This window comes from Acidovorax sp. CF316, from assembly GCF_000276605.1.
Classification (GTDB): Bacteria; Pseudomonadota; Gammaproteobacteria; order Burkholderiales; family Burkholderiaceae_C; genus Acidovorax.
The window spans coordinates 11,366-29,049 of sequence record NZ_AKJX01000137.1 but is presented as its reverse complement, the minus strand read 5'-3'; the positions used below and the strand labels follow the sequence as shown (position 1 = coordinate 29,049).

The following is a 17,684-nucleotide window of genomic DNA, read 5'->3' as shown; positions in this document are numbered from 1 at the left end:
GCCGACGAGCGGGGCCTGCCCATTCCCCGGTAACGCGACTAGAGTGGTCCGAACTTCGCAGGCTCCACGCACGGTGCATTGCCCTCGTAGCCACCCGCCAGCCGTTGTCGTGCGGCTTCGACTTGCTGTGCATAGGCTTCTTGAAAAGGCGAGACCAGCGCCTTGTCCAGTTGCGCAGACACGCTGGCAAATGCCACGAACTCGGCATTGTGGTGCAAGCGAAATTCCCCACCACCCTCGAACCTGCCGAAGAACTCGAGCAGGACCAGCGCTTCGTCATGCGACAGCTGGATGTTGATTGAACTGCTGCCCATCGGGAGTCGTTCTCTTGCCTTGGCCGACGAAGGATTCGTGCCCCACCCCTCACTTCGACAACAACCGCATCGTCTCTTCCAACCCCTTGAGCGACAGCGGGTACATGCGATTGCCGATGAGCTGCTGGATGATGCTGATGCTCTGGCGGTACTGCCATACGCCCTGGGGCTCGGGGTTGATCCAGGCGAACTTGGGGAAGGCGTGGGTCAGGCGCTGGATCCACTCGGCGCCGGGTTCTTCGTTGTTGTATTCCACGCTGCCGCCGGGCTGCAGGATCTCGTAGGGGCTCATGGTGGCGTCGCCCACGAAGATCAGCTTGTAGTCCTTGTTGTACTTGCGGATGATGTCCCAGGTGGGGAACTTCTCGGCAAAGCGGCGGCGGTTGTTCTTCCACATGAAGTCGTAGACGCAGTTGTGGAAGTAATAGAACTCCAAGTGCTTGAACTCGCCCTTCACGGCGCTGAAGAGTTCTTCCACGCGCTGGATGTGTTCGTCCATGGTGCCGCCCACGTCCATGAGCAGCAGCACCTTCACGTTGTTGTGGCGCTCGGGCACCATCTTGATGTCCAGGTAGCCGGCGTTGGCGGCGGTGCTGCGTATGGTGTCGGGCAGGTCCAGCTCCAGCTCGTTGCCCTCGCGCGCAAACTTGCGCAGGCGGCGCAGGGCCACCTTGATGTTGCGCGTGCCCAGCTCCTGCTGGTCGTCGTAGTCTTTGTAGGCGCGCTGCTCCCACACCTTCACGGCGCTCTTGTTCTTGCCGGCGCCGCCAATGCGCACGCCCTGGGGGTTGTAGCCGCCGTGGCCAAAGGGGCTGGTGCCGCCGGTGCCGATCCACTTGTTGCCGCCCTCGTGGCGTTCCTTCTGCTCTTCGAGGCGCTTTTTCAGCGTCTCCATCAGCTCGTCCCAGCCCATCTTCTCGATGGCGGCCTTTTGCTCGGGCGTCAGCTCGTTCTCCAGGATCTTGCGCAGCCAGTCGGCGGGCACTTCCTTGGTGAAGTCGGCCAGCATCTCCACGCCCTTGAAGTAGGCGCCGAAGGCCCGGTCGAACTTGTCGTAGTGCTTCTCGTCCTTGACCAGAGTCAGGCGCGAGAGGTTGTAGAAGTCGTCCAGGCTCCACGCGTCGTCGGAGCGGGGGCCCACCACGCCGGCATCCAGCGCTTCGAGCAGGGTCAGGTATTCCTTGACCGACACGGGCAGCTTGGCCGCGCGCAGGGTGTAGAAAAAATCGATGAGCATGGGGGAGCCTCCTCGGGCTTGGCTTGGTTCTTCAGGCCGTCTCGCGGCGCGCGCGCAGGTACTGCAGCTGGGCGCGCGCCTCGGGCCATTCGCCGGCGCGCATGCTGTACATCACGGTGTCGCGGATGGTGCCGTCGCGGCGCATGGCGTGGCCGCGCAGCACGCCGTCCTTGTGCGCGCCCAGGCGCTCGATGGCGCGCTGCGATGCGAAGTTGTAGTTGTCGGTGCGCCAGCCCACCACGTTGCAGCCCAGGGTGTCGAAGGCATGGCCCAGCAGCAGGAGCTTGCAGGTGGTGTTCACATGGCTGCGCTGCACGCTCTGGCGGTACCAGGTGTAGCCGATCTCCACGCGCTTCACCGCCGGCAGTATGTCGTGGTAGCTGCTGGTGCCCAGCACGGTGCCCGTGGCCTCGTCGATCACGGCAAACGCAAAGCGGTCGCGCGTGGCAAGCGCCGTCTCGATGTAGGCGCGGGTGTCCTGGGGCTCGGGCACCGAGGTCACGCGCAGCGTCCACAGCTCACCGTCGGCCGCGGCGGCCTGCAGGCCGGCTTCATGCTCCAGGGCCAGGGGCTCCAGGCGCAGGCCACGGTCGCGCAGGGTGACGGGTTGCACGAAGGAGGGCATGGGGCTCATTTGTTCTTCTTCTTGGGGGAAGGTTGTGGCTGCGGCTGCTGTTGTTGCTCGGCCTGCAGCAGCTTCTGGCGGCGTTGCTGCTGCCAGCGCCGTGCCGCGTGCAGGCCCAGACCGCCGCCCAGGCCCACCAGGGCAATGCCGAGCAGGGCCTTGGTGCCGTAGCCCGGCGCAAAGATGTCGAAGCCCGCGAGCTGGCCCAACCAGAAGCCGGCCAGCGCACCGCCGACAAAGCCGATGGCGTCGGCCACACCGTCGAGCAGCGAGGGGGGCGTCGGGGTTGGCTGCGTCATGGCGGTCCGATCAGCGGTTACGCTGGTTCATGAAGACGAGTTTTTCGAACAGGCTCACGTCCTGCTCGTTCTTGAGCAGCGCGCCCACCAGCGGGGGCACGGCCACCTTGTTGTCGGCGCTTTGCAGGGCCGAGAGCGGGATGTCTTCGGCCACCAGCAGCTTGAGCCAGTCGAGCAGTTCGCTGGTGGAGGGCTTCTTTTTCAGGCCCGGCAGGTTGCGCACGTCGTAGAAGGTCTTCATCGCCACGCTGAGCAGGTCGGCCTTGAGCGTGGGGAAGTGCACGCCGATGATCTGGCGCATGGTGTCGGCTTCAGGGAACTTGATGAAGTGGAAGAAGCAGCGGCGCAAGAAGGCGTCGGGCAGTTCCTTCTCGTTGTTGGAGGTGATGAACACCAGCGGGCGGTGCTTGGCGCGGATCAGCTCGCGGGTTTCGTAGCAGTAGAACTCCATGCGGTCGATTTCGCGCAGCAGGTCGTTCGGGAACTCGATGTCGGCCTTGTCGATCTCGTCGATCAGCAGCGCCACAGGGCGGTCTGCGGTGAAGGCCTGCCACAGCACGCCCTGGATGATGTAGTTGCGGATGTCCTTCACGCGCTCGCTGCTGTCTCCGTCGTTGAGCTGGCTGTCGCGCAGGCGGCTCACGGCGTCGTATTCGTACAGGCCCTGCTGCGCCTTGGTGGTGGACTTGATGTGCCATTGCAGCAACGGCATGTCCAGCGCCTGGGCCACTTCCTCGGCCAGCATGGTCTTGCCGGTGCCCGGCTCGCCCTTGATGAGCAGCGGGCGTTGCAGGGTGATGGCGGCGTTCACGGCCAGCATCAGGTCTTGGGTCGCAACGTAATTCTGGGAACCTTGGAATTTCATGGCAGGGAAAACACCGGATCGTTGATGAATGGGCTTGACAGGCGCTGGCTATAATTGGCCGGTTAAGCAGAGCCCTCGGGCTGAACTTCCACGAGATTGTGCGCGCAAAATGAACAAGACGTTGACCACGATATTTGCCCTGGCTGTCGCTTCCGTGACGGCCTTCTCTCACGCTCAGGAAGTCAAGGGCGATGTCAAGGCGGGGGAAAAGAAGATCGCCATGTGCATCGGCTGCCATGGCATTGTGGGCTACCAAGCCAGCTTTCCCGAGATCCACAAGGTGCCCATGATCTCGGGCCAGAGCGGTGCGTACATCTCCTCCGCACTGGACGCCTACCGCAAGGGCGACCGCAAGCACCCCACCATGCGCGGCATTGCCGACTCGCTGACCGACCAGGACATCGCCGACGTCTCCGCCTACTATTCGCAGCACGGCAAGGCCGGCGCCGCCGAGTTGCCGGCCAAGCCCAAGCGCGAACCCAGCGTGCAGGTGGCAGAGCTGCTCAAGAAGGGCGCCTGCGTGTCCTGCCACGGCGACAACTTCGCCAAGCCCATCGACCCCTCGTACCCCCACATCGCGGGCCAGCACGCGGACTACCTGTTCGTGGCGCTCAAGTCGTACAAGGCCGAGAAGAACCCCAACCTGGGCCGCAGCAACGCCATCATGGCCGGCGTGGCCAAGCAGTTCACCAATGCCGAGCTGAAGGCCCTGGCCAACTACCTTGGCAGCCTGGAAGGTGACATGCACGTGGTGCCGCAATCGCGCTTCCGCTGAGCCAAGCAGCTCCCAAAAGACAAAAGCCCGCAGTTGCGGGCTTTTTCTTTGGGGCGGTGAAACCGATCAGTCGCGCGTGGCGCGCCTTTGCACGGCGGCAATGTAGGCATCGCCATCGGGCGGGCGGCCCGAGCGCTGGCTCTCCCACAGCATCTGGCCCAGGCACTCCATGGTGGCGTGGTGCGCGTCGTGCAGCGAATCCAGGCGCTTGGCTAGCAGCTCCACCGCCTGGCGGATGCCGCGCGGCTGGTCGATGCTGCACTGCTCGCTGATCGACAGGTGCATCGACAGGTGCAAAAACGGGTTGGTGCGGTCCGGCTTCTCGTCGTAGTTGCGGGCCACGGCGGCCTCGGCATCGGAGAAATCGGCGTGGTACTCGGGGTGCTCGGCGATCCACAGGCTGGCCAGCGTCTCGATGGCCTCCATGGGGGCGCCGGTCTGGGACTTGGCGTGCACGCCGCAGAGGAAGCGGCGCACGTCGGCTTGGGACGGGTTGAACATGATGGGGCCGCAGCGTAGCACGCACGGCGTGCCGGGGTGGGGTGCGGGGGTATGTGGGCGGGTGGCGAGCCTGCCCCCGGTCACCGCTGCCGAAAGCGGCCCGGTTCGCACCAGAAGCGGGTCTTCACCCCCGGCTGGGCCTCGAACAGGTCAGCTGCCTGGCCGCAGTTGGCCATGTTGTAGGCCTTGCCATCGGCCGCATCGAAGGTGGCGACATGCATCCGCAGGGTGCCGTTGACGGCGCTGTTGCGGTACAGGGTGAACACCACGGTGTTGTCATCCGTGGCGGCAGTGGAGGTGGTTGCCGAGATGGCCGCGCAGCACGCGAAGAGTACCGCGAGGCCCGGCGAGCGGGTGCCTATCAGGAACGTCATCGGGCCAATCTAGCAGCCTGCCGTGACAAGCGGTAGTGCCAAATTACCAGCGCCCGCGGTGCGGTTTTGGCGGGCCGGGGCGGTGCTGGCTGTCGAATTTGCTGCACAGGGCGGGGCGAATCTGTCCTACGAATTCGCCACGGACCCGAACCTACATTGGAGCCGCGGGGGATGCACACAGTTGGTCACCGCGCGCTACATCCCAAGACAAACCACCAAGGAAACTGCCATGAACAACAACGCAACGCGCATCATCGGGGCCCTGCTGCTCATCGTCGGCCTGGCCGGCTTCTTCACGGGCGGCTTCAGCTTCACCAAGGAAACCACCCAGGCCAAGCTCGGCCCGCTGGAGCTCAAGGTGCAGGAGAAAGAGTCCGTCAACGTGCCCCAGTGGCTGAGCGTGGGCGCCATGGCGCTGGGCGCGGTGGTGCTGGTGCTGGGGTTTCGACGCGGCGGCCGCTGAACGCGATAACTCCCCGGGCTAAGGGCGAGCCAGGAGCACTGCTGCTCACGGCTTGCCCTTTTGTCTTTTGCTTCTCCAGTGGGGCAGCGTTTCTGTCAGTCCCCTGAAGTATCAGGTCCGCGGCGCACCCATCATGCGCGAGATGGTGCGCGCCGCTTTCAGCAGCGCCGGCAGCATCGTCTCCTGCATCACCTCGGCACTCGTGCGGTTGGCCTGGCCGCTGATGTTGAGCGCAGCCACGGTCTGGCCGGTGCGGTTGGTGAGTGGGGCGGCAATCGAGATCAGTCCTTCCTCCAGCTCCTGGTTCACCAAACACCAGCCCTGCTGGCGCGCCTGCCGGATGCGGGTGAGCAGGGTGGGCACGTCGGTGGCGGTGTGCTCGGTCCAGCGCTGCAGCGTGTGGGCCTCCAGGCGCGCCTGCAGCTCCTCGTCGGGCAGGGCGGCCAGCAGCACGCGGCCCATCGATGTCCAGCAAGCGGGCAGGCGCGAGCCCACGCCCAGGTTGGTGCGCATGATCTTGTGCGTGGGCACGCGCAGCACGTAGACGATGTCCAGGCCGTCGAGCACGGCGGCCGAGGAGGACTCGCGCACCTCCTCCACCAGGTCTTCCATCACCGGCTCGGCCAGGTTCCAGATGGGCAGCGACGACAGGTAGGCAAAGCCCAGGTCCAGGATGCGCGGCGTGAGGCGGAACTGCCGGCCATCGGTCTCCACATAGCCCAGCGTCTGCAGCGTGAGCAGGATCCGGCGCGCCCCGGCGCGCGTGAGGCCGGTCTGCGCGGCCACCTCGCTCAGCGTCTGCTGCGGCGCGCTGGCGCTGAACGAGCGGATCACCTCCAGCCCGCGCGCAAAGGATTGCACGTAGCTGTCGCTGGGCTTGGGGTCTTTGGCGGGCGCGATTTGGGTGTTCATGGGCGGTGTGACTATAATTCTTTTAGCGAACATTTGTTCTATATGCGAACAAATGCCGGCAAAATTTTCCAGGCGAAGTTGCGGGCGCGAGACAACGAACGCGCGGCATGCCTCCATTCTCAGGAAAGCAGATCGATGATCAACAAGATTGCAGACTCGGTGGCCCAGGCGCTGGCCGGGGTGAAGGATGGCGCCACGGTGCTGATCGGCGGTTTCGGCACGGCCGGCATCCCTGGCGAGCTGATCGACGGGCTCATCGCCCAGGGGGCGCGCGACCTCACCGTGGTCAACAACAACGCGGGCAATGCCGACCACGGCCTGGCCGCGCTGCTCAAGGCCGGCCAGGTGCGCAAGATCATCTGCAGCTTTCCGCGCCAGGTCGACAGCTATGTCTTCGACGAGCTGTACCGCAGCGGCAAGCTGGAACTGGAGCTGGTGCCCCAGGGCAACCTGGCCGAGCGCCTGCGCGCCGCGGGGGCCGGCATCGGCGCCTTCTTCTGCCCCACGGCCCATGGCACCGAGTTGGCTGCGGGCAAGGAGACGCGCGAGATCAACGGCAAGCACTACGTGCTCGAATACCCCATCCACGGCGACGTGGCGCTGATCAAGGCTGAAAAGGGCGACCGCTGGGGCAACCTCACCTACCGCATGTCGGCACGCAACTTCGGCCCCGTGATGGCCACAGCCGCCAAGACCACCATCGCCACAGTGCATGAGGTGGTGGAACTGGGCGCGCTGGACCCCGAGGCCATCGTCACGCCCGGCATCCACGTCACCCATGTCGTTCGCATCGACCGGGTCGCCACGCAAGCCGGCGGCATCAAGAAGACAGCCTGAACATCGCGGACCGAGTGAACACCACCATGACCACTTCCACCAGCTACCAAAAACGAAGCAAGGACGACCTGGCCCGCCGTGTGGCGCAGGACATCCACGACGGCGCCTACGTGAACCTGGGCATCGGCCAGCCGACCCTGGTCGCCAACCACATCCCCGCGGGCCGCGAGGTCATCCTGCAAAGCGAGAACGGCATCCTGGGCATGGGCCCGGCGCCCGCTGCGGGCAATGAGGACTACGACCTCATCAACGCCGGCAAGCAGCCTGTGACGCTGCTGCCCGGCGGCGCGTATTTTCACCATGCCGACAGCTTTGCCATGATGCGCGGTGGCCACCTCGACATCTGCGTGCTGGGCGCATTTCAGGTCTCGGCCACGGGCGACCTGGCCAACTGGAGCACGGGCGAGCCGGGCGCCATCCCCGCCGTGGGCGGCGCCATGGACCTGGCCATCGGCGCCAAGCAGACCTGGGTGATGATGGACCTGCTGACCAAGCAGGGCGCCAGCAAGGTGGTGGCGCAGTGCAGCTACCCGCTCACCGGTGTCGCCTGCGTCAAGCGCATCTACACCGATCTGTGCACACTGGCATGCACGCCAGCGGGCCTGCAGGTCATCGACATGGTGGACGGGCTCACGCATGCCGAGCTGGAACGCCTGGTCGGCCTGCCCCTGCTGGCCGCTGCCTGACCCCTTTCGTCCATCACCGCTTTCATCACAACCATCCTCAGGAGACAAGAACCATGAGCCAGCAAGCCTTCATCTGCGACGCCATCCGCACCCCCTTCGGGCGCTACGGCGGCGCGCTGTCCAGCGTGCGCACCGATGACCTGGGCGCCATCCCGCTCAAGGCGCTGATGGCGCGCAACCCCGGTGTGGACTGGGCCGCGGTGACCGACGTGCTGTACGGCTGCGCCAACCAGGCCGGCGAAGACAACCGCAACGTGGCGCACATGTCCAGCCTGCTGGCGGGCCTGCCCATCGAGGTGCCCGGCGCCACCATCAACCGCCTGTGCGGTTCGGGGCTGGACGCCGTGGGCTCGGCCGCGCGCGCCATCAAGGCCGGCGAGGCGGGCCTGATGATTGCCGGCGGCGTGGAGAGCATGAGCCGTGCGCCCTTCGTGATGCCCAAGGCCGAGACGGCCTTCAGCCGCAACAACGCGGTGTACGACACCACCATCGGCTGGCGCTTCATCAACAAGTTGATGAAGGAAAAGTACGGCGTGGATTCCATGCCCGTGACGGCCGAGAACGTGGCCGTGGAGTTCGGCATCGAGCGCGAGGCGCAGGACCGCATGGCCCTGGCCAGCCAGCTCAACGCCGTGGCCGCACAGAAGGCCGGCCACCTGGCGCGCGAGATCACGCCCGTGACCATCCCCCAGAAAAAGGGCGATCCCATCGTGGTCGACAAGGACGAGCACCCTCGCGAAACCAGCCTGGAAGCGCTGGCCAAGCTCAAAGGCGTGGTGCGGCCTGACGGCAGCGTGACGGCTGGCAACGCCAGCGGCGTGAACGACGGCGCCTGCGCCCTGCTGCTGGCCGACGAGGCCAGCGCCGGCAAGTATGGCCTCAAGCCCCGCGCCCGCGTGGTCGGCATGGCCACGGCTGGCGTGGCACCGCGCATCATGGGCTTCGGCCCCACGCCTGCTACGCTCAAGGTGCTGGCGCAGACCGGCCTGACCATCGACCACATGGACGTGATCGAGCTCAACGAAGCCTTTGCCGCGCAGGGCCTGGCCGTGCTGCGCGCCCTGGGTTTGAAGGACGACGACGCGCGTGTGAACGCCTGGGGCGGCGCCATCGCCTTGGGCCACCCGCTGGGTGCCAGCGGCGCGCGCCTGGTCACCACCGCCGTCAACCGCCTGCACGAGCACGCGGGCCAGTACGCGCTGTGCACCATGTGCATCGGCGTGGGCCAGGGCATCGCCATCATCCTCGAGCGCGTCTGACCCGCAGCTTGTCTACAGGAGCCCAGGCCGTGCCCACCACCTTGTTGCAGACCCCCGCCGGGGCCTTTCGCGTCGCCATCGACGGCCCCGAGGGCGCACCCGTGCTGGTGCTCTCCAACTCCCTGGGCACCACCCTGGAGATGTGGGACGCCCAGGCCGCGCGCCTGGCCCGCGACCACCGCGTGCTGCGCTACGACACGCGCGGCCATGGCGGCAGCGTCGTCTCGCCCGGTCCCTACCGCTTCGAGCAGCTGGGCGGCGATGTGCTGGCCCTGCTCGACGCCCTGCAGGTCGAGCGTGCCAGCTTCTGCGGCATCTCCATGGGGGGCTTCACCGGCCTGTGGCTGGGCGTGCACGCCGGCCACCGCCTGAACCACCTGGTGGTGGCCAACAGCGCCGCCAGGATCGGCACCGAAGAGGGTTGGCGCACGCGCGCCGCCCTGGTGCGCGACAAGGGTGCCGCCGCCATGGCCGAGTTGGCCGCGTCGTCTCCCGGCCGCTGGTTCAGCGAGGCCTTCGTGGCCGCGCAGCCCGACCTGGTGCGCCGCGCCCAGGGCTGGATCGCCGGCATCGCCCCCGAGGGCTATGCCGCCTGCTGCGAGGCGCTGGCCACCAGCGACCTGCGCGGGGACATCGCCCGCATCGCCGTACCCACCTTGCTCATTGCCGGCGTGGCCGACCCCGTGACCACGGTGGCCGACGCACGCGCCATGCAGGCCGCGATACCCGGTGCGCAGCTGGTGCAGCTGCCGGCATCGCACCTGTCCAACCTGGAAGCCCCGGCCGAATTCGACGCCGCACTGGCCGCCTTTGTGGCCTGAGCACTGAAACACACCACCCCTGCCACCGCGCCGAATGGCGCGTGTGGCGCCCGCTGGCTGGGCGCAACCCTGGCCACCCCCTGAACATTGGAAGGAAGAACCCCCATGACCCAAGCAAGCAGCCTGCGCGAGCGCGTCCTCATCACCGGTGGTGGTGCCGGCATTGGCGCGGCCACGGCCGAGCGCTGCCGGGCCGACGGCTACGAGCCCGTGGTCATTGACCGTGTGGTCGACCACGTGCCCGGCGGTATCCAGGCCGACCTGTCGAACACCGCCGACACGGCGCGCGCGTTGCAGCAGGCCCTGGCCGGCGGCCCCATCACGCGGCTGGTGAACAACGTGGGCATCGTGGTGCCGGCCGAGGCCGAGCACCAGACGCTGGACGAGTTCGACCTGGCCGTGGCGCTGAACCTGCGCTGCAGCCTGCAGTGCATGCAGGCCCTGCTGCCCGGCATGAAGGAGGCGGGGTTCGGGCGCATCGTCAACATGTCCTCGCGCGCCGCGCTGGGCAAGGAGCTGCGCACCGCGTATTCGGCCACCAAGGCCGGCCTCATCGGCATGACGCGCGTGTGGGCGCTGGAGCTGGGCCGCCACGGCGTCACGGCCAACGCCATCGGCCCGGGCCCTATCCGCACCGAGCTGTTCGACCGCGCCAACCCGCCCGACGCGCCGCGCACCCGCGCCATCATCGAATCCGTGCCCGTCAAGCGCGTGGGCACGCCGGACGACGTGGCGCATGCCGTGTCGTATCTGCTCGATGCGCGCAGCGGCTTTGTCACCGGGCAAGTCCTGTATGTCTGCGGCGGCATGACGGTCGGCGTGGCCGGTGTCTGACGTCCCGGCATTTTTCCCCCGAGGTCCTGCAGTGCCAGCGGCCTTGCCTTCCCCCATTTCTAACCGTGTTCAGGAGATGACATGAACCCCATCCGTATTCCCTCCACCCGCCGCACCCTGCTGGCGGCCCTGGCCACCGCCGCCGTCGGCGCTGCCATCCCGGCAGGCGCCCTCGCGCAAGCCGCCTACCCGAGCAAGACCGTGACCATCGTCGTGCCGTTCGCGGCGGGCGGCACCACCGACATCCTGGCGCGCATCATCGGCCAGGCCCTGACCACGGAGCTGGGCCAGCCGGTCATCGTGGACAACCGCGCAGGCGCGGGCGGCAACATCGGCGGCGCGCTGGCCGCCAAGGCCCCAGCCGACGGCTACACCCTGTTCATGGGCACGGTGGGCACGCATGCCATCAACGCCAGCCTGTACAAGAAGATGCCCTTCGACCCGATCAAGGACTTTGCGCCGCTCACGCGCGTGGCCAACGTGCCCAACCTGCTGGTGGCCAACCCGGCCCAGCCCTACAAGAGCGTGAAGGAACTCATTGCCTACGCCAAGGCCAACCCCGGCAAGGTGAACTTCGGCTCGTCGGGCAACGGCAGCTCCATCCACCTGTCGGGCGAGCTGTTCAAGTCGCTGGCCAAGGTGGACATGGTGCACGTGCCCTACAAGGGCAGCGCACCGGCTGTGACCGACCTGCTGGGCAACCAGATCGGCATCATGTTCGACAACATGCCCTCGGCCATCCAGCACGTGCGCTCGGGCAAGCTCGTGCCCATCGCCGTGACCACCGCCAAGCGCTCGCCCGAGCTGCCCAACGTGCCCACCATCGCCGAAGCCGGCGTGCCCGGCTACGAGGCCACCTCGTGGTTCGGCATGTTCGCGCCCACCGGCACGCCCGCACCGGTGCTGGCCAAGCTCAACACCGCCCTGGTCAAGGTGCTGAACCAGGCCGAGGTGAAGAAGAAGATCAACGAGCAGGGTGCCGAGACATACAGCGAAACGCCCGAGCAATTCGCCGCCTTCATCAAGACGGAAAGCGTGAAGTGGGGCAAGGTCGTGCAGGAGTCGGGCGCTAGCCTGGATTGACATCCCCTGAGTCGCTTCGCGCCTTCACCCCTCTCTCGACTCGCTGCGCGATTCGGGAGGGGGACGCCCCCAGCGCGGCGGGGCGGCCCTTGCGCGGGGGCACTGGCCTTGGCCGCGCCAGTTTCAACGTGGCGCTACCAGCGTCGCGGTTCAGCGCCGCTTCAGCGCCCACCAGGTCAGCAGCCCCAGCGCCAGCCCCCAGCAGGCCGAGCCCAGGCCCAGCAGGCTGGCGTTCGACGCCGTGACCACGAAGGTGACCAGCGCGGCCTCGCGCTCGCTGGGTTCGGCCAGGGCGCCGGCCAGGCCGTTCTGGATAGCGCCCAGCAGCGCCAGCCCGGCCACGGTGCTCACCAACGCAGCGGGCAGCTGCGCAAACGCACACGTGATGGCCCCGGCAAAGCTGCCCAGCAGCAGGTAGAACACGCCGCAGGCCACGCCCGCCACCCAGCGCCGCTCGGGCAGGGGGTGGGCTTCTTCCCCGGTGCAGATGGCGGCCGTGATGGCCGCGAGGTTGGTGCCGTGCGCGCCGAACGGCGCCAGCAGCAGGCTGGCCAGCCCGGTGCCGGCGATCAGCGCATTGTTGTTGTGGGTGGTGTAGCCCGATGCGCGCAGCACCGCCACGCCCGGCACCTGCTGCCCGGTGAGGCACAGCAACGCCAGCGGCAGGGCCGTGCCCAGCGCGGCGTTCCATGAAAATTCGGGCGTGGTCCACACCGGCCAGGCAAAGCCCCAGCCGGCGAGGCTGGCGGCGGCGGCGGCGGTGGTGGCAGGCGTGGCCGCCTGGCCCCAGCCCAGGCCCTGCCACAGCGCCACGCCCAGCAGCAGGGTGAGCGCAATCGCATAGCGCGCCGAGCGCTGCTTGAACAGCAGGTAGCCCGCGAACATGGCGCCCACCAGCCAGGGCGCGCCCGGCACGGTGCTGCGCGCGGCGCCAAAGGCGTCCATGCCAAAGCGCAGCAGAATGCCCGCCAGCATGGCCGCGCACAGGCTGCGCGGGATGTGCGCCATCAGCCGGTCGAAGACGCCGGTCGCGCCGATCAGCAGCAGCGCCGCGGCGGCCAGCAGGTAGGCGCCGATGACCTGGCTGTAGGGCAGGGCCACCAGGGCGCTGGCCAGCAGCGCCGCGCCCGGCGTGTTCCAGGCGCAGATGACGGGCACGCGCTGGCGCCAGCTCATCCACACCCCGCAGACGCCGGCGCCGATGGAGATGGCCCACACCCACGAGGTGAGCTGCGCCGCCGGCATATGGCCCGCCTGCGCGGCCTGCAGCACCAGCAGCAGCGGGCCGGCGTAGGAGATGAGCACGGCCACCAGGCCGGCCAGCACGGCGGGGAACAGGTCGCGCGCGGTGGCCAGCAGGCGGGTGCTGCCGGGGAGCGTGGGGGCAAGGGGGCTTTGGTGAGTCGTCATGCCGCCCATGGTGCCCGCGCGCGGCGCGCCGGCGCGCACAGAGCGCGCTGCGTTTATGCTGTACAGATGGCCAAGACTTCATCTGTACTGCAGCACAGTTACCTGCAGCTCGCGCAGCAGCTGCGCCGCGACATCGCCCGGCGACGCTACGCGCCGGGCGAGCGCCTGCCCTCGGTGCGCGCGCTGGCCGCGGCGCAGGGCGTGAGCGTGGACACGGTGGTGCGCTGCTACCGCCACCTCGAAGCCCTGGGCACCGTGCAGGCACGCCACAAGTCGGGCATGTACGTGGCCGAGCCGGCGAACGCGGGGCGCACCCCCGCGGTGGCCGCCGTGGCCGCCGCCGCAAAGGCCGACAACAGGCCTGCGCCGCCGCCCCCGGTGGAGCTCGACCGCCTGGTCTCGCTGGAGCACCGCATGACCCAGCTGTATGCGCTGACCACGCAGCAGCCCCTGCAGTGGGGCCTGCACCTGGCCAACGCCGCGCCCGCCTGGTACCCCACCGCGGCGCTGGCGCGCATCGCCCAGCGCCTGCTGCGCAGCCAGCCCGAGATGCTGGGCACCTACCCCACAGGCAGCGGCCTGCCCGCGCTGCGCAGCGAGCTGGCCGCATGGATGGCGGGCTACGGCCTGGACCTGCAGCCCCAGGAGCTGATGGTGACGCACGGCAGCACCGAGGCGCTCAACGTCGCCCTGCGCGCCGTGGCCCGGCCCGGTGACGCGGTAGTGGTCGAGTCGCCCGTGTACTTCGGCCTCTTGCAGATGCTGGGCAACCTGGGCCTGCGCGCCATCGAGCTGCCCTGCACGCCCAGCGAGGGCATGGGGCTCGAAGCGCTGGAGTACGTGCTGGAGCACGAGAGCGGCGTGCGCGCCGTGGTCGTCATGCCCAACTTCCAGAACCCGCTGGGCCACACCATGCCCGAGCGCAACAAGCGCCGCCTGCTGCGCCTGGTGGAGCAGCACGACCTGGCGCTGATCGAGGACGACGTGTTCGGCGACCTCTCGCACACGCCGCACCGGCCCCAGCCCGTGAAGGCCTGGGACCGCCATGGCCGCGTGATCTACTGCGGCAGCGCCAGCAAGAGCCTGGCGCCCGCCTTTCGCCTGGGCTGGGCAGCGGGCGGGCGCTGGCATGCGCGCATGGAATCGCTCAAGCTCAGCACTTCGCTGGCCGCCCCCTGGCTTGAGCAGGCCGTGCTGGCCGAGTTCTTGCGCACCGGCGGCCTGCAGCCCCACCTGCGCAAGCTGCGCGAGCGCCTGGCCCAGACCACGCCGCGCGCGGCCGAGGCCGTGCAGCGCCACTTCCCGGTCGGCACGCGCGTGCACAGCCCCGCCGGCGGCTGGTGGCTGTGGCTGGAGCTGCCCGAGGCCGTGGACGCCCTCGCCCTGCTGCGCCTGGCCGTGGGCCAGGGCATCGCCTTCACCCCCGGCGTGCTGTTTTCCACCACCGCCAAATACGCCCACTACCTGCGCCTGAACATCGCCCGCCCCTGGAGCCGCGAGCTGGAGCAGGCCGTGCGCGTGCTGGGGCAGCTGGCGGGGGAGTTGCAGCATGCGGGTGGGGTTGGCGGGCGGGTGTGAGGGCGGCAACCCGCCCCTGCAAAGCAAAGTTTGGCGCCCCGGACGCCTTGAACTAAGATAATCACCGTCTGTTGCAAATTTTTGCAATTGGGGTGGCGCGCCTCCAGGGAAGGCCCGCTTTTTCTGTGCCTGCCGCCGCCTGCGCGTTCCTGCCAGGGCCCGCCTTTCTTCTCCCGGAAGACTGCCTGGGCGGTATGTCCCACCGAATTCATCTCTTCTTTCATCCACGCCATGCCAACACCGACCATTGCCGAACTTCTGGGTGCTTCCATGACAGGCCCAGGCGGGCAGCAGCTGATTGCGCGCGCCATCCTCACGCTGTACGGCAATGTCGGCAGCAACCTGGATACGCGCGACTGGACGGCCATCATGCAAAGCAGCAATCCGCTGGAGGCTGCCGAGCGGGCCCTGGTGCGCCAGTACCAGGACAAGAACTACCTGCTGAGCAACCTGCAGCTGTACAGCGCGCGCGGGGCCCGGCCAGAGCAGGCCGAGTACACCTACCGGCAGCTGGCCGAGCGCATGGGCTTTGCCTATGACGCCAACTGGTCCGTCGGTACGCCCTACGAGTACCTGCGGCTGAAGTCCACGCCCGAGCTGGCGGGGATTCTCGAACCCATCACCGACCGCACCATCACGACCACCGCGGGCGGCACGTTCACCGGTCTCGTCGGGGCCACGGACGTGTTCAAGTCCACCATTGCCGCCCTCAACGGGACGACCATCGCCGGCGATGCCTCGGACAACGATGTCCTGACCCTGACCACCGCCGGCACGGTCACCATCAACAACGGCAGCACGGGCGGCACCATCAGCGACATCAAGGTGCTGAACCTGGCCGATGGCACCAACACCCTCACCTACAACGTCCCGGCGGGCTTCACCCAGATCAACGGCGGCTCGGGCGACGACACCTTCATCCCCAACACGGCCCTCTTGCCCATCAAGGTCAATGGCGGCGCCGGCACCGACACCATCGTCCTGACGGCCGCCTATGCGGCCACGGCGTCGGGTAGCGGCACCTTTGCCGCCAACGTGACCGGCTTCGAGAAGCTGCGCCTGACCGGGGTGACCAACCAGACCATCGACCTGCAGACCCTGGGCAACTACAGCGATGTGAGTTTTTCCGGCGCCAACGGCCTTACCCTGGTCAACTTGCCCGGCAACGGCAAGGTCACGCTGACGGGCGCCGGTACCGCGTTCACCATTTCCAATGCGGCGTTTGCAGGCGGAGTCAATGACATCGTCAACCTCACGCTGACGGACGGCAGCACCGGCGGTGTCGCTTTCGCCACCACCGGCGTCACCGCCAGCGGCGTGGAAACCGTGAACATCACCGTCAGCGACACCCAGCTCACCCCCACTGGCGCCTTCAACAACAGCCTGACCTGGCTGGGCAACTCGGTCAAGAGCTTCAACGTCAGCGGCAACGCCGGGCTGACCCTGACGGCCAACAGCACGGCGCTCACCACCGTCGATGCCAGTGGCATCACCCTGGGCGGCTTCACCTGGACGGCCAGCGCGTTGACCGGCACGGCCACCGTCAAGGGCAGCGCCTCGGGCACCAACACGGTCAACATGAACTCCGCGACGGCGGGTGTCAACTACACCGGCGGCACGGGCAACGACAACGTCACCATCAACGCCACCGTTTCCAGCACGGCCGCGCTGGGCAATGGCAACAACAGCCTGGCCCTGAACGGCGTCACCATCCTGGGCACCTACACCGGGGGCACGGGCACCGACAGCCTGGCGCTCTTCTCGTCCACGCCGGACCTCAGCAACGCCACCATCACCGGCTTCGAAAACCTGACGGTGACCAACAATGCCAACATCACCGCCACGATTGCACAGATGTCGCAGTTCAGCGGCACCATCAACGCGGCTGGCACCGAAACGCTGAACCTGACCACCGCTGGCAGCTTCAACGCCTTCAATACGATTGAAAATTACAACCTGGCCAACGGCACCAACAACTTCACGTCGGCCAATGTCGCCGTGAGCGTGATCGGCGGTACCGGGGCGGACACCTTCAACTTCACGTCCAACCAGATCATCAATTTTCTGACGACGGTGGATGGCGGCAACGGTAGCGACGTCCTGAACATCGGCGCCACCACCACCCAGAACATCGACCTGAGCACCAAGGTCGCTGGTATCGAGGTGGTCAACGTCGCCGGCAGCACCGGCACTGCCAGCTTGACCAACGTCAACGGTGCGGGTGTCACCCTCAACTACACCAAGAGTACCGGTGACAACACGATCACCCTGGGCACGGGCGGCCAGACCTTGAATCTTCTGGGCTCAAGCCCCGCCGCCACGACGGTCACGGGTGGGGCGGCGGTCGATGTGATCAATCTGCAAACTGCCGGCTCCGGTTCGGAGACATTGATCGAGACGGGCGCCAACATGTCGAACCGGACGCAGATCGACGTCGTGGGCAACTTCAATGCCACCGGGGTGGATTATTTCAAGACTGGCGTGAATGCCGCGTTCGTGGGGTCCTACATCATCGGCAACGCCGACACCAGCAACTACCTGGCCACCATGTCCGCCGGCCTGTCCGTCGTCCTCAACAACACCGGCCAGTCCTACCTCATCACCATCCAGACCGGCACGGCTGCAGGCACCTACCTGTTCCAGAACACGGGCTCGGACACCAGCCAGTTCGACAACACCGACTTCTTCGTCAAACTGGTGGGAACCATCGGCACCATTTCGACGGGCAACCTGATTGCCTGAGGTTTTACGGGCAGGCGGCGGTTGCCGCGTGGGCGCTCAACCTGCAGGCATGCAGGCCCAGCACCCCCG

19 protein-coding genes are annotated in these 17,684 nt (G+C 67.4%); 10 read left to right on the top strand and 9 right to left on the bottom strand.

Going from position 1 to position 17,684, the window contains the following annotated elements:
* Positions 1 to 38: 38 nt before the first annotated feature.
* From PMI14_RS17140 to PMI14_RS17120, 5 genes are read right to left on the bottom strand one after another with little or no spacing between them, the layout of a single operon-like run.
* Positions 39 to 314 (bottom strand): hypothetical protein, encoded by a 276-nt coding sequence (locus PMI14_RS17140; protein ID WP_007856487.1) that lies wholly within the window; start codon positions 312 to 314, stop codon positions 39 to 41.
* A 49-nt stretch (positions 315 to 363) separates the two neighbouring features.
* Positions 364 to 1,551 (bottom strand): VWA domain-containing protein, encoded by a 1,188-nt coding sequence (locus PMI14_RS17135; protein WP_007856486.1) that lies wholly within the window; start codon positions 1,549 to 1,551, stop codon positions 364 to 366.
* A gap of 31 nt (positions 1,552 to 1,582) precedes the next feature.
* On the bottom strand, positions 1,583 to 2,185 hold the full coding sequence (locus PMI14_RS17130) for a GNAT family N-acetyltransferase (RefSeq protein ID WP_007856484.1): 603 nt from the start codon (positions 2,183 to 2,185) through the stop codon (positions 1,583 to 1,585).
* Positions 2,182 to 2,475, bottom strand: a complete 294-nt coding sequence (locus PMI14_RS17125; protein ID WP_007856482.1) for a hypothetical protein — start codon at positions 2,473 to 2,475, stop codon at positions 2,182 to 2,184. Before PMI14_RS17125 ends, PMI14_RS17130 begins: the two co-directional genes overlap by 4 nt.
* A gap of 10 nt (positions 2,476 to 2,485) precedes the next feature.
* Positions 2,486 to 3,340 (bottom strand): MoxR family ATPase, encoded by an 855-nt coding sequence (locus PMI14_RS17120; protein WP_007856480.1) that lies wholly within the window; start codon positions 3,338 to 3,340, stop codon positions 2,486 to 2,488.
* A 109-nt stretch (positions 3,341 to 3,449) separates the two neighbouring features.
* On the opposite strand from PMI14_RS17120, the gene PMI14_RS17115 reads away from it, so the two are divergent.
* Entirely contained in the window at positions 3,450 to 4,115 is a 666-nt protein-coding gene (locus PMI14_RS17115; RefSeq protein WP_007856478.1) for a cytochrome c, read from the top strand.
* A gap of 66 nt (positions 4,116 to 4,181) precedes the next feature.
* Here PMI14_RS17115 and PMI14_RS17110 read toward each other — a convergent pair whose 3' ends face one another.
* Both PMI14_RS17110 and PMI14_RS17105 read right to left on the bottom strand, forming a co-directional pair.
* The gene (locus PMI14_RS17110; protein WP_007856477.1) at positions 4,182 to 4,616 is read right to left on the bottom strand and encodes a DUF1841 family protein; all 435 of its coding nucleotides are present in this window, start codon (positions 4,614 to 4,616) and stop codon (positions 4,182 to 4,184) included.
* An 80-nt stretch (positions 4,617 to 4,696) separates the two neighbouring features.
* Positions 4,697 to 4,990 carry a hypothetical protein gene (locus PMI14_RS17105; RefSeq protein ID WP_007856475.1) on the bottom strand — a complete coding sequence of 98 codons (294 nt, stop codon included), beginning with the start codon at positions 4,988 to 4,990 and terminating at the stop codon, positions 4,697 to 4,699.
* Positions 4,991 to 5,219: 229 nt separating this feature from the next.
* On the opposite strand from PMI14_RS17105, the gene PMI14_RS17100 reads away from it, so the two are divergent.
* Positions 5,220 to 5,453 (top strand): hypothetical protein, encoded by a 234-nt coding sequence (locus tag PMI14_RS17100; RefSeq protein WP_007856474.1) that lies wholly within the window; start codon positions 5,220 to 5,222, stop codon positions 5,451 to 5,453.
* Between the two features lie 111 nt (positions 5,454 to 5,564).
* Here the strand turns inward: PMI14_RS17100 and PMI14_RS17095 are convergent, their stop codons facing one another.
* Positions 5,565 to 6,365: an IclR family transcriptional regulator gene (locus PMI14_RS17095; protein WP_007856473.1), complete on the bottom strand. Its 801-nt coding sequence runs from the start codon at positions 6,363 to 6,365 to the stop codon at positions 5,565 to 5,567.
* Between the two features lie 135 nt (positions 6,366 to 6,500).
* Between PMI14_RS17095 and PMI14_RS17090 the strand changes: the two genes are divergently transcribed.
* The 6 genes from PMI14_RS17090 (at position 6,501) to PMI14_RS17065 (ending at position 11,885) form a co-directional block, all read left to right on the top strand.
* On the top strand, positions 6,501 to 7,202 hold the full coding sequence (locus tag PMI14_RS17090) for a 3-oxoacid CoA-transferase subunit A (RefSeq protein ID WP_007856472.1): 702 nt from the start codon (positions 6,501 to 6,503) through the stop codon (positions 7,200 to 7,202).
* Between the two features lie 26 nt (positions 7,203 to 7,228).
* Entirely contained in the window at positions 7,229 to 7,888 is a 660-nt protein-coding gene (locus tag PMI14_RS17085) for a 3-oxoacid CoA-transferase subunit B (RefSeq protein WP_007856471.1), read from the top strand.
* Between the two features lie 53 nt (positions 7,889 to 7,941).
* Positions 7,942 to 9,147: a 3-oxoadipyl-CoA thiolase gene (gene pcaF, locus PMI14_RS17080; protein WP_007856470.1), complete on the top strand. Its 1,206-nt coding sequence runs from the start codon at positions 7,942 to 7,944 to the stop codon at positions 9,145 to 9,147.
* 29 nt (positions 9,148 to 9,176) lie between these two features.
* Positions 9,177 to 9,968 carry a 3-oxoadipate enol-lactonase gene (gene pcaD, locus PMI14_RS17075; RefSeq protein WP_007856469.1) on the top strand — a complete coding sequence of 264 codons (792 nt, stop codon included), beginning with the start codon at positions 9,177 to 9,179 and terminating at the stop codon, positions 9,966 to 9,968.
* A gap of 105 nt (positions 9,969 to 10,073) precedes the next feature.
* The gene (locus PMI14_RS17070; protein WP_007856466.1) at positions 10,074 to 10,802 is read left to right on the top strand and encodes an SDR family oxidoreductase; all 729 of its coding nucleotides are present in this window, start codon (positions 10,074 to 10,076) and stop codon (positions 10,800 to 10,802) included.
* 81 nt (positions 10,803 to 10,883) lie between these two features.
* Positions 10,884 to 11,885 carry a tripartite tricarboxylate transporter substrate binding protein gene (locus PMI14_RS17065; protein WP_007856465.1) on the top strand — a complete coding sequence of 334 codons (1,002 nt, stop codon included), beginning with the start codon at positions 10,884 to 10,886 and terminating at the stop codon, positions 11,883 to 11,885.
* A gap of 150 nt (positions 11,886 to 12,035) precedes the next feature.
* Here the strand turns inward: PMI14_RS17065 and PMI14_RS17060 are convergent, their stop codons facing one another.
* The gene (locus PMI14_RS17060; protein ID WP_238541858.1) at positions 12,036 to 13,295 is read right to left on the bottom strand and encodes a benzoate/H(+) symporter BenE family transporter; all 1,260 of its coding nucleotides are present in this window, start codon (positions 13,293 to 13,295) and stop codon (positions 12,036 to 12,038) included.
* Positions 13,296 to 13,361: 66 nt separating this feature from the next.
* Here PMI14_RS17060 and PMI14_RS17055 point away from each other — a divergent pair, with 66 nt between their 5' ends.
* Positions 13,362 to 14,873 (top strand): PLP-dependent aminotransferase family protein, encoded by a 1,512-nt coding sequence (locus tag PMI14_RS17055; RefSeq protein WP_007856463.1) that lies wholly within the window; start codon positions 13,362 to 13,364, stop codon positions 14,871 to 14,873.
* A 231-nt stretch (positions 14,874 to 15,104) separates the two neighbouring features.
* Positions 15,105 to 17,615 carry a hypothetical protein gene (locus PMI14_RS17050; protein ID WP_162137121.1) on the top strand — a complete coding sequence of 837 codons (2,511 nt, stop codon included), beginning with the start codon at positions 15,105 to 15,107 and terminating at the stop codon, positions 17,613 to 17,615.
* Positions 17,616 to 17,684 lie beyond the last annotated feature (69 nt).